This is a genomic window from Pseudoalteromonas sp. 2CM28B (assembly GCF_023161935.1).
Genome location: NZ_JALNTH010000055.1, coordinates 27,105 through 39,376, shown reverse-complemented (window position 1 = coordinate 39,376; position 12,272 = coordinate 27,105). Strand labels below are relative to the sequence as shown.

At 40.6% G+C, this 12,272-nt stretch carries 9 protein-coding genes; 3 read left to right on the top strand and 6 right to left on the bottom strand.

Features of this window, described 5'->3' with window-relative positions; translation table 11 throughout:
* Positions 1 to 272: 272 nt before the first annotated feature.
* Entirely contained in the window at positions 273 to 638 is a 366-nt protein-coding gene (locus tag MTN96_RS34195) for an energy transducer TonB (protein WP_248534448.1), read from the top strand.
* Positions 639 to 1,026: 388 nt separating this feature from the next.
* On the opposite strand, the gene MTN96_RS34190 is transcribed toward MTN96_RS34195, so the two are convergent.
* Positions 1,027 to 2,616: a sulfotransferase gene (locus tag MTN96_RS34190; RefSeq protein ID WP_248534446.1), complete on the bottom strand. Its 1,590-nt coding sequence runs from the start codon at positions 2,614 to 2,616 to the stop codon at positions 1,027 to 1,029.
* An 85-nt stretch (positions 2,617 to 2,701) separates the two neighbouring features.
* The gene (locus tag MTN96_RS34185) at positions 2,702 to 5,116 is read right to left on the bottom strand and encodes a TonB-dependent receptor (RefSeq protein ID WP_248534444.1); all 2,415 of its coding nucleotides are present in this window, start codon (positions 5,114 to 5,116) and stop codon (positions 2,702 to 2,704) included.
* 373 nt (positions 5,117 to 5,489) lie between these two features.
* Here MTN96_RS34185 and MTN96_RS34180 point away from each other — a divergent pair, with 373 nt between their 5' ends.
* Positions 5,490 to 6,584: an NADH:flavin oxidoreductase/NADH oxidase gene (locus tag MTN96_RS34180; RefSeq protein WP_069440189.1), complete on the top strand. Its 1,095-nt coding sequence runs from the start codon at positions 5,490 to 5,492 to the stop codon at positions 6,582 to 6,584.
* A 76-nt stretch (positions 6,585 to 6,660) separates the two neighbouring features.
* Here the strand turns inward: MTN96_RS34180 and MTN96_RS34175 are convergent, their stop codons facing one another.
* The 3 genes from MTN96_RS34175 to MTN96_RS34165 form a co-directional block, all read right to left on the bottom strand.
* A complete protein-coding gene (locus MTN96_RS34175; protein ID WP_069440188.1) occupies positions 6,661 to 7,530 on the bottom strand; it encodes a DMT family transporter in 870 nt (289 codons plus the stop codon).
* A gap of 192 nt (positions 7,531 to 7,722) precedes the next feature.
* Positions 7,723 to 8,724: a Gfo/Idh/MocA family protein gene (locus MTN96_RS34170; protein ID WP_036983826.1), complete on the bottom strand. Its 1,002-nt coding sequence runs from the start codon at positions 8,722 to 8,724 to the stop codon at positions 7,723 to 7,725.
* Between the two features lie 37 nt (positions 8,725 to 8,761).
* Positions 8,762 to 9,763: an AraC family transcriptional regulator ligand-binding domain-containing protein gene (locus tag MTN96_RS34165; protein WP_214552438.1), complete on the bottom strand. Its 1,002-nt coding sequence runs from the start codon at positions 9,761 to 9,763 to the stop codon at positions 8,762 to 8,764.
* Positions 9,764 to 9,852: 89 nt separating this feature from the next.
* Here MTN96_RS34165 and MTN96_RS34160 point away from each other — a divergent pair, with 89 nt between their 5' ends.
* Complete coding sequence (locus MTN96_RS34160; RefSeq protein ID WP_248534442.1) at positions 9,853 to 11,463, top strand: GMC family oxidoreductase; 1,611 nt, start codon at positions 9,853 to 9,855, stop codon at positions 11,461 to 11,463.
* Here MTN96_RS34160 and MTN96_RS34155 read toward each other — a convergent pair.
* Positions 11,460 to 12,269 (bottom strand): class I SAM-dependent methyltransferase, encoded by an 810-nt coding sequence (locus MTN96_RS34155; protein WP_248534440.1) that lies wholly within the window; start codon positions 12,267 to 12,269, stop codon positions 11,460 to 11,462. The two genes, MTN96_RS34160 and MTN96_RS34155, sit on opposite strands and share 4 nt — an antisense overlap.
* Positions 12,270 to 12,272: the final 3 nt, after the last annotated feature.

Genomic DNA, 12,272 nt, shown 5'->3' with positions numbered 1-12,272 from the left:
TGTATAGATTAATAGATCATAAGCAGAACATACTTAGACCAAAAGGTGATCAGAGTTTTCACACAGTCTGGGCACTTTGCAGACTATCGATAATGCAAAACGCTAACGTTAATTTAGGTAGCTTTTTTCTGATTTGTTAATGTAATAAAAAATATAACAAGGCCATAAATTATCGGATACATAATGTTTGGTCTTGTTTCGTGTTGCTGAACACCTTAGTAAACTTAACCACTAGTTGTTTATTTTACTGAGCATATTTTTAGGAGTAGCCTTTGAAGTACATAACTATATTTTTAGTTCTTTTACTGGTTGGTTGTAATAGTACTAATGAAGCGGCAAATTCAAGTACTGTATATACCAATGCACAAACAGATTTACCTGTTAAATGGGTTGTGAAGATTGAACCAAAATATCCTGAAGATGCGGCTAAAAATAGCGTAGAGGGCTACTTAAAATTCAAAGCAATAGTGAATGAAGTTGGTACGTTAAAAAGAGTTGAAGTAATTGAATCTGCTCCTAAAGGTGTATTTGAAAAGGAAGGTTTACGGGCTTTAAAGCTATGGCGATTTAAGCCTGCGTTATTAAATGGTAGGCTGGTTAAGGTTGAGTGCGCTGGTACTCTCGAGTGGAAGTTATAATGTCTTTAGGGATGAGCATATCATGGAGATCTAAGCAACCTAAACAAAAACGATGTGATAGGTGTGAACTGTATTATTCTGAATTCTTGGATAAATGTACGCATTGTTCCGATTTAAACGAAGCACAATTACTTATGCTTAAGGCTAAACACCAAGAATCTCTTAAACATAATGCTAAGCTTGGTAAATACTTATTTATAGCTGCTGCAGTAATTGGTGTATTACTTTTTGTTAGTTTTTTATGGTAGCAGCGTTGGGTTTTTCCTTAAGTGGGGGAGGGTCAGTTAACAGAGAAAAAACCTCAAATACATTCAGCCTAAAAAATTATATCCATCCGCTAACTTTTAAATTAATCAAACTGAACTATCCGTCCACGTAATATTTTTTGTTATTTAATTAAACCTAAAACTCCTTCCTTAACTAAATAAGACTGCGCTTCATCGGTATGGGGCTTAAATTTTTTCCAGCGGCCTATGGCTTTGTTGTTAAGCGGTTGGCGTACTTGCATTTTACTGGCGGTTGATACCGGTGCGGTGTTTAAGTGAAAATCAAGGCACTGTGGTTGCCAGTCTAAGTCACAATAGCTCACTAACTCTTTTATCTTTTGCTCTGGTGCGGCTACAAGTTCTTCGTATTTTACTAGTTTAATATTGCTGTGAAGGGCGCTAAAGTGCTGTATTAGTTTATAAAAGCGGCTGTAAAATTTAGCAGTGTCGAGTAAGTCTAACGAGTAAGCATAATACGGGTTGTTAATAGTAAATAGCTGACGATAGTTACCAATACAGGTGTCCATGGGGTCGCGAAGTAGGCAAATTATTTTGGCGTTTGGCAGTGCTTTGGTAATTAAATCGATATAAAAAAAGTTAAACGGTAGTTTATCAATAAAGTGTTTATGGCTACCGGTAACTACACGGGTTGCTTCAAGGTAAGTGCTACCAAGTTTTGCAAAATCAAGCTGGTAAGCTTGGCTTAAGGTGTCTGTATCGAGTACTTGAGGCGTGTGTGTTTGGCTGAGTTTTTTTACACTTAGGCCAAAGTCTTGTAGTTCGCCCGCCGATTGTACGTCGCTGTGGCTTGATAAAATTCGCTCAACTAATGTGGTGCCAGAGCGCGGCATGCCTAATACAAAAATTGGCTCACTGCTTTGGTTGCCAGCTGTTTTTTGGTTTTTGTATTTATCACTGAGCTGTTTAATATGTGCGAATAGTGCCTCAGACGCTTGATTATCAAACGCCTTATTAGCGAGTTTTGCTGTTTTACCTTGTTGTAACGCGGCAAAGGCTGCTGAAAAGTCGCCTAGGTCTTGATATTCTTTTGCCAGTGCATGACCTATATGCAGTTTAGCGTCGGGATGATTGACCTGTTCAAATGCGTTTTTTAGTCGCGCTAGGTGGTTATTTTGCTCAGTGACTTTAGTTAAATCAGATAAAGCAAAATGACTTTGATGATGAAGCGGATTCAGTGCAATGGCATTTTCAAACGCGTGCTGTGCTTTATCAAACTGGCCTAAAAATTTAGCACATACCCCATAGTTATAATAAAACTTTGGCTGACGAGTATTACTCGTCTCAGCTAAACTTAATGCGCATATAAAGTAATCAGCTGCTTGTTGATGTAAACCCGCTTGGGTGAGCGCCACGCCTAATGTATCGGCATCAAGTGCTTTACTAATATGTTCAAGCTTAACGCTGAGGGCGGTGCTTTTCGCTTTTTGTAAATCGCCGGTAAGAGCGTAGCACTTGGCAAGTTGCGCTGTATATTCAATAGACTGAGTAAAGTTTAATGCTTTTTCAATTAGCTTTATCGCTTTATAAATTTGACCAACCTGTAAATTAACCATGGCGAGTAAAAAGTAGCCATCAGCAAAGTCTGGCTTTTGTGTTACCAGCTCAACCAGTGCTTTATGCGCTTGCTGAATGTTGCCTTGGTTTAGATTGTTTATAGCGCTTTGGTGTAGTTGCTTTAAGTTTGGCTGCATGAATACTCTTATAAATAATGTACTTACAAATAAAAAGGCTCAAATTAATTTGAGCCTTTTTATTGTACTTAAACTTATCGTTTAATTATATTTCAAACTTATAGTTAAATTTAATGCCTACAGTAAGCGGGCGATTAACATAGTAACCATAGTTACGTTGTATGTCTGCGCCATTCGCTGTTGTAATATCTGCATCTGAGCGACGAACAGAGGTAACCGCATATTTATTAAATAGGTTATCTACATATAAAGTAGTCGACCACGCATCGGCGGTTAATTTAGCTGAAAGATTACTTAAGCTATAACCCGGGAGTGCTTCACCGTTGTCACGTAGGCCTACTTTTGAAATTACATCACTTTGTGCAGTTAAACCGTAGTTAATATCTAAAGTTTTATCATTTAACACGTCTGTTTGGTAGTTAATCCCCATAGAAAACTGATGCTCTGGCGAGCCTGGTAAACGGTCGCCATCTACCGCACCATCACTCCCGTCAGCATTAAATAAATAGGGTGCATCTGAGGTTAGCTCTGCTTTTGTATAGGCATAAGTTGCATAGGCAGTAAATGAGTCTGATAAAATTGCACGCGTGGCAATCTCAATCCCTTTCGCATTCGCGCTACCTGCATTTGACAGGTACGGTAATTGGCCTACTGTTGTTGCCCCTGCAATTTGTGCGTTATCCCAATCAACATTGAATAGGGCGGCGTTAAAGTGTAGTTGGCTTCTAAACCACGTACTTTTAAAGCCTAGCTCATAGTTAGTTGTGGTATCTGCTTCATACAGCATTTCATCAGGTGTACCACAGCCTGTTTGTTGATCCTCAGGTAAGGGCACAGGACAAGGCACTAGGCCATTTGAGCCGCCAATTCTAAAGCCTTCGCTAACAGTGGCGTATCCCATTACAGTATCAGTAAACTGATACTTAGCATTAAATTTAAATAGGTTACCGTTGTCGCCTGCTTTGTTTTCTTCAAAATTAATTGAGATTGCATCAGGTGCAGCACCTTCATACAAGGTATTTGCTAATGGGAAGTCAAAAGCCGCTTTTGACTCAACATCGTATTCGTAAAAACGCGCGCCAATGGTAATGTCGAGTTTATCGGTTACTTGGTAACCCACTTCACCAAAAAGCGCTGATTCAGTGACATTGCTGCCAGTAATTTCTAAATATTCTAAAGAGTCTGGTCTAAGTTGTGCGCCATCGAAATTATCAACCGCGAACTGATCAAACCCAGGTGTGTACTCTCTGCTTGATGCATCGGTGTCGGTTTTGTTGTAAAAACCACCAACAATCCAGCTTAAATCGCTATCACTTTGTGAGACTAAACGCAGTTCTTGGGTAAAGGTGTCTTTTTCGTCAATTTCACGAGTAAAGGCTGAAAACGAAGGAAACTCTTCGTAGCCATAGTCTAAGCGAATTAAAAGATCAGTTTGATCACGTTGCCCATCGGCGTCAAATTGAGAAATACCGGTAGCTGAGACCAGCTCAGCAAAACCTAAGTCGGCTTTAAGTTCAAGGCTTAGTAATTGGTCTTCTTTTATCCGTGGCTCTTCATAACGGTACGCTGACTCGTATTTGCCAATGCGATCATTTAAGCCATTGTTAGCATTAAGGCTGTTGTGATGAACAATTGAGCGGCCTTCGGTGTCTTGCTTTTGATAGAAGTAGTTTAATGTGCCTTCAAATGACTCATTTGCTTTGTAACGCAATGAAATACGGCCAGTTGTGGTTGTTTCACCGTTGGCGTCTTTTACATTTTTAAGATTGCTGTTGACTGCATCAAGGTTTGTCCAATCAGGGTCGGTAATCGATACACCTGGTTCACGAACGGTGTAGGCGTAGTCAATAAACCCTGGGTCTTCATAAATATTTAAACTGGTACGTACCGCCAGTTTATCTTCAATCAATGGTAAATTGAAAATAAAACCAGTTTCGCCACCGACCGAATCACTTTCTTGAGCTTGAAAAACATCACCAAATACTTCCCCTGAGGTGAAATCAAGCTCTGGTTCTTTAAGCATATAGCGAATAGCGCCGCCTAATGTACCAGCTCCATATAATGTGCCTTGTGGCCCAATAAGCACTTCCACGCGCTCTACATCAACAAGGCGCATATCGACCGATACTGGAATTTCATTAATATATGTGGCAACAGTGCCACCATCTGATGAAGGGCCTGATGAATTAGTATTTAAACCACGGACTATAATAGGTGAACCGGCACGGCCACCTTGATCTGTAATTGTTAAACCTGGCACCCAACGTGCTACATCGGCCAGCTCACTGATGTTTTGATCTTTCATTACATCAGCATCGAGCGCGGTAATGTTAAGAGGCGCAGCTTGAATTGAGCCACTTCGGCGCGTTGCTGTAACCTCAATAACTTCAAGCGATTTGTTCTTTTCAATAACTTGCTCTTGAGCCACTGCATTACTGCTAAATAATACACCACTCAGTGCGCTTGATACAGCCAAGGTTAACAGGCTTGGTTTAAACATAAAAAGTGATCCTAGTTCAATAAAATGTGTTTATAAATGAGCGCTAATAGTATCAGGGTGTTTTAGTGATGGAAATAAAAATATGAATTTTAATTCACTTTTTTAGAATAAAAATATAAAGGTGAGTTTGAGTGTTTCACGCTGTATATTAAATAAACAAAGGCGTTGCTTTAAAATCAACCAAAATAATAATTGTGCCTAATATAGATAAAAACTGGATAATGTATAGTTTAAAACGTCATTACTTATATTTTTATAAACACTATAAAAATGAATATTCCCCCCCATAATCTTTATAGTACATGTTTAATTATTGATAACACGAACAGCACAATTTAGTTGTGGCTGTGAGTCAGTTATATGAGGATTTATAATGTCAAAGCTGTTTTCACCATTGTCACTTGGTAAGTTAAGCCTAGAGAATAGAATTATTATTGCACCCATGTGCCAGTACTCGGCCAACAATGGCGCTGCAAGTGACTGGCATACCATTCATTTAGGTCAATTGAGTTTAAGTGGAGCGGGTTTACTTATTTTAGAAGCGACGGCCGTTAATCCCGAAGGGCGAATTAGTTACGCCGATTTAGGATTATGGGATGATACAACCCAAGCTGCATTAGCAAAAAGTTTAACGGCCGTAAGACAATACAGCCCAATGCCTATTGGTATTCAATTAGCCCATGCAGGTCGTAAAGCGTCAACCGATAAACCATGGGATGGCGGTGGGGCACTTATGCCCGATCACCTCAATGGTTGGCAAACGGTTGCGCCATCAGCCATTGCCTATGATGAAAACAGCCCCATTCCCAAAGCGATGAACCAAGATGATATAGATTCGCTCATAATTGACTTTGTTAATGCGGCAAAGCGCGCTGACGAGTTGGGCCTTGATTTAATAGAAATACATGGCGCACACGGTTATTTGCTACACCAGTTCTTATCGCCGCTGACAAACAAACGTGATGATCAATACGGTGGTAGCCTAGAAAATAGAATGCGATTATTACTCGACGTATTTAAAGCTGTAAGAGCGGCATTTCCAAGCAATAAAGCGGTGGGTGTACGTATTTCAGCAACCGATTGGGTTGATGGTGGTTGGGATTTACCGCAATCAATTGAACTGGCAAAAGCGCTTGACGCGTTAGGGTGTGACTTTATTCATGTAAGCACTGCGGGTTTAAGCCCTGAGCAAGATATACCTGTTGCTAAGAATTTTCAGGTGCCGTTTGCAACCGCCATTAAACAGGTTGTGAATATGCCAGTGATAGCGGTGGGTTTAATTACCGAGGCGCAGCAAGCTGAAAGTATTATCAGTGATGAACATGCTGATGGTGTTGCTTTAGCGCGGGGTATTTTATATAACCCACATTGGCCTTGGCATGCTGCGGCCGAGTTGGGCGCGCAAGTACAAGCACCAAAGCAATATTTGCGTTCAAGCCCACATGGCCAGCCATCCCCTATAAAATAGTGAATAACTTAATTGCAAAACCCAAGCAAATAGCGTGGGTTTTGTGTGTCTCAGTAGCTTAATATTTAATTAAATATTAATTAGGAGTAGGCTGCTTTTTACTGTTTGACGTTGAGCTACCAACCGAGGCAATAATAACTAATAAAATAGCAAGCCACTGCCAAATGCTAAGTAGTTCACCTAAAATAACTAAGCCAGCGAGTGCTGCAATAGCGGGTTCAAGGCTCATCATAATGCTAAACCCTTGCGGCGACATATTACGCAGCGTGATCATTTCTAAAGTATAAGGTAAGGCACTTGAGAGTACCGCAATGGCAATACCTAACGGAATAATATCCCAAGTAAATGCAGCACTTTGTGATATACCACCATAAGGTACAAGCACAATAGCTGAAATGGTCATACCCATCGCTACTGTTGCTCCACCAGAGCTTTGGCTGCCGGTTTTTTTACCAAATAAAATATAACCTGCCCAACACGCACCCGCTGCAAGCGCTAAAATCACGCCAATTGGGTCTAAACTTTCTTGGCCTTTCATATCGGGTAACAGTAATAATATTCCGGTTATTGCGCAGGCAACCCAAAATAAATCACGCTTTCGTCTTGATGAAAATAACGCAACGGCAAGGGGCCCGGTAAATTCAAGCGCAACACCAATACCCAGTGGAATACGTTCAATGGCGTAATAAAATAGAATGTTCATGCCGCCTAGGCTCAAACCATAAATTAAGATGGGTAAACGCTGGCTTGCAACCGGAAAGTGTCTCCAAGGTTTAAAAATTATACAAAGAATAGCGGCAGAAAAACCTAAACGTAAGGCCGTTGTGCCCTCAGGGCCAACAATAGGGAAAAGCTGCTTAGCCAGTGAAGCCCCAGACTGAATAGTGATCATTGCAAGCAATATGCATAAAATAGCCAGTAATAGCTCTTTGGTTGATTTTTGCATGGTCGTCCTTAAAAATTGCCACTTAATTGCGGCGCATATTACCTGCTTTTACCTACGCAGGTAAATGTAAATTAACGTTTTACATGGAGTCCCCAGTGATGAGAGGCTATCACTGGGCTGAATAAAAAATAAGCGTTACTCTTTTTAAGATTGAGGTGGCAGGTAATGAGGACTGACTCATTGAGTAAAAATTTATAGTTCAGCTTTACTATCTGCAGGGTATATAACGCCCAATTGCGCGCGGGCGGTATCGAGTACCGTCATCACATCGCGTGAAAGCTGGTGGTTGTTAATATGTGACTCTAATGTGTTTTGCTCAATCATCTCAATAAAGTGCGCAACTTCATACTTCATAAAATGCTCATCAAAATCTGCACTTATTGTTTCTTTTTGGCCATTATTAGCGATGAATTCCACTTTTTTAAGCTGCGATACAGCTTCAATACGAATACGACCTAACTCACCTTGTATTTCGGTGATGTTCTCGCCTTGCGATATTTTTGAATAACTAATTACCGCTTGTTTATCTGCATAATTTAAAAGTACATCGCCGGCACCATCAACACCGGTTTCTAGCAATACGCCACTGGCGTGTACACTGTTTGGTGCGCCCCACAGTGCTATAAGTATATAAAGCGGGTAAATACCAAGGTCTACTAATGCGCCGTTAGCAAATTCAGGTAAAAAGGTATTAGGGCGCTCACCGTTTTTGAACTTATCGTAACGTGACGAGTATTGGCTAAATTGGCCAATAAACTTACGCGGTGTACCAATTCTTTTTAATGCGTTTTTTAAAACAGCAAAGTTAGGTAAATGCGTTGTCATCATCGCTTCCATGTACAAACGTTGATGTTTTTGAGCAGCTGTTAAAATAGCCGTAAGCTCATGACTATTTGCTGCTGAAGGTTTTTCGCCAAGTACGTGTTTGCCCGCTTTTAAACACTGTATTGCATACGCACTGTGCAGGCTATTGGGCGCAGCTATATAAACTGCGTCTACTTGTTCATCTTGGCACACAGCATCAATAGAGGTAAAAATTTTAGCGTCGGTATTTGTTGGATGATTAGCTAAAAAGCGCTCGCCGCTGCTTATTTGGCGAGAGCAAATACCGTATAAATTAAAATTACTCAGAGTACTTGCCGCATCGAGTAGGGTGTCGCTAATAAAATTGGTACCTACAATCACAAAATTCATGTTTAGCCTTTTTATGTATTTTACGCAGCTTTGCAGTTTAACAATGTTTTGCTCTAAATGCGCGGGCAGAGCAGTTAAACCAGCGTTTTACACTGGCACTTAATGTGGCTTGTTCTTGATAACCTAACAACTCGGAAATATGTGAAATAGAAAATTGGTTTTGCATTAAATAGTGTTCACATAATGCGCGGCGAGTGGCATCTTTTAGTTTTACAAAACTGGTGTTATGTTTTTTAAGTTCACGGTGCAAGGTCCGTGGGTGCATATTAAGTGCCGTTGCTATTGTTTGGTTTGAGCATTGAAAAAGGGGTAGCATGGGTCGAATAAGTGCACTTACTTGCGAAGGTAACGACTGAGTATGCGCATTATTAGCGGCTAAAAAGTTTAATGCGGCTTGTACTTTGTGTTGATCAGAAACATTAAGCGGCAATAATAAATCGTCTTTGGCGATTAAAATACCGGCGCTGTTTCTGTGTTCAATAACGTGACAGCCAAAGTGCTGATGGTAAGCGCGTAGATTTGCATCAAGCTTTTGCGGTAAAAATACCTTAATGGGTTTGCATTGATTTTGGCTCACTTTTTTTAAGGTGGCGAGCGCCAGTGCAATTGTTAATTCAATAACTTGATTTATAACAGGTAATGGCTTGAGTTTTATTTCGAATGATAAAAATATATTTTGGTCATCTTCAAGTGTATGCGTGGTTAAATTAAGTGCGGGTGTATGTAAGTGTAGGTATTTAATTACCCACGTTAGCGCTTCACCTAAATCAGTTCCACTTTTAGCAGCGATAGCGATATGCCCTAAAATATCAAAGCTTTGTTTGCTAGCGAGTTTAAGGCCAAAACTTGGGCAGTTTAAGCTATGAGCGCAGTATTCTAAAAGCTCAGCATAATGGCGATAAGTTAAGCTTTGTGTTTCAAGGGAGTTTAACGCTACCTCAATGGCGCAATGGCGCATAATGCTTGTTGTATCACCACCTAGTTCGGTAATTAATGTATCAATTCCCTGCAAAGAAGTGGCTTTAATCAGGCTGCTCATAACAATTGCATTAGTGGAGAGGTGTCTAAAAATATCAAGTTTTCAGTAGATAATCCATGCAAAGTAGTTTTTTTAATGGGAGATTTTTTATGCATACCACCTCATTTGATTACATTGTGATTGGCGCAGGCAGTGCCGGCTGTGTTGTTGCCTCGCGATTATCTGAAAATAAAAATGTAAGTGTGTGTTTAATTGAAGCCGGCGGCCGTGACCAAAGTGCTATGGTGCAAATGCCTGCGGGAGTTGCAGCTAGTGTGCCTTATGGCATTAATAGCTGGCATTACAATACGGTGCCACAAAAAGAGCTTAATAACCGCTGTGGGTTTATGCCCAGAGGTAAAGTGCTTGGTGGTTCAAGTTCAATCAATGCCATGGTGTACATAAGAGGGAATAAAAAAGACTACGACAACTGGGCCGCTATGGGAAATACCGGCTGGGATTATACCAGTTTGCTGCCTTATTTTATCAAAGCTGAAAACAACAAAACCTTTACCAACAGCCCATATCATGGTGTAAATGGCCCCTTACATGTGCAAGAGCTAAGTTTACCAAGCCCAGTTAATCAGCTGTTTTTAAAAGCATGCCAAGAGCAAGGCGTGGCCCTTAATGACGATATTAATGCGCAGCAACAGCTAGGTGCGCGGTTATCGCAGGTCACTCAACATAAAGGGGAGCGTTGCAGTGCGGCAAAAGCGTACTTAACACCTAATTTAGCTCGTAAAAACTTAACCGTGCTCACTGACGCGCAGGTGCATAAAATTAATTTTTGCGGGAAATCTGCAACTGGTGTAACAGTTGCAGTTAATAATAAAAGCTTGGTGCTAAATGCCTATAAAGAAGTTATTTTAAGTGCCGGTGCTATTAACTCCCCACACCTTTTAATGTTATCGGGAGTGGGGCCTGCAGATCATTTAAAGCAGCATAACATTGAGCTTGTAACGCCATTAGAAGGTGTAGGCAGTAATTTGCACGATCACTTAACCGTTGTGCCATTATACAAAGCAAAATATTCGCAAGGCACATTTGGAATAAGTGCCAGTGGTGCGTTTAATATTGCAAAAGGATGCGTTGATTGGTTTGCCAAACGCGAAGGAAAGCTAACCAGTAACTTTGCCGAATCGCATGCGTTTATAAACTTATTTACAGATTCTATTTTGCCCGATGTGCAACTTGAATTTGTTATTGGGCTGGTGGACGATCACAGCCGTAAACTGCATTATGGCCATGGATACAGTATTCATAGCAGCATAATGCACCCTAAAAGCCGCGGCACTATTCGTTTAGCGGATGCCAACCCTTTAAGTGCGCCACTCATTGATCCTAATTATTTAAGCCACCCCGATGATTTACAGGTTATGCTACTTGGGCTTAAAAAAACATTGAGCATAATGCAAAGCAAAGCGTTTGATATTATTCGTGCAGATATGGTATATCCGCTTGATATTAATGATGATACGCAGCTTATTGAGTTTATTAGGCAAACAGCCGATACAGAATACCACCCCGTAGGAACCTGCAAAATGGGCCAAGACGATATGGCTGTGGTTGATAGCGAATTACGTGTTCACGGTGTGCAAAATTTACGGGTGGTAGACGCCTCTATTATGCCCAGTATTATTACCGGAAATACCAATGCTGGGGTAATAGCCATTGCAGAAAAAGCCGCTGATTTAATTAAGCTCGCCGCAATCTGTGATTAATTTGACTTATAAAACGCGGTTAACCATTGCTGCCAGTCTTGTTCTAGTTTGAGCATTTGCTGGTGTTTTTTAGCGGAAAAATGTTTGTTTTTATCCTCATCCGCTAAAAACGGCCCCACACGACAAAGCGGGCAATAATCATCCGTTAGATAATTCGGGGTTGTTAACATATCACTTAATTCGGGTGGTGTATTTTCACTAAATACATAGGTAATACCGCTGGTGTCTTTGACGTGTTTGTCACGGTCGACATTGCGAATTTTATAGCCATCAAAGCGACTGATATCGAATGGCATTTGTCCTTGGTATGCCGCGTTTAAATGGGTATTTAAACTCCCCTCAATATTCCACTCACGATACGGTTTAACATCTTTTGAGGTTATATAACATAACCCAGGGCCTTGAGGGTTCAAGGCAAACTCATTGGCATATTTTATAAATTGATGCAGTAACGCACGGTTAAGCACGTTCATGCTGTTATTACGTGTATTTTTCTCAAATGCGTCGCGACCAATAAACGCAGGAATAAGTGGAAATTGAAAAATCACCACATCAAAGCTGTTTAGGTGCTCGGCTAGTTGTTGCCAACATTGTGTGTTGGTGACATCAAATTCATTAAGCACATTAACTTTATGTGCTTTAAGTGAAGCAAGCGCGTTATCGGGGTATTTTTCTGTAAGAGTTGCAGCTGCATCATAGGTTGAGGTAACTAACTTTTGCGGTTTAATGTGGTTATAAAGCGCGTTTGAAAACGATAAGTCGCCATCACCTACCGTGAGTATGTTCCAATTTGGGTTTAAGTACATATT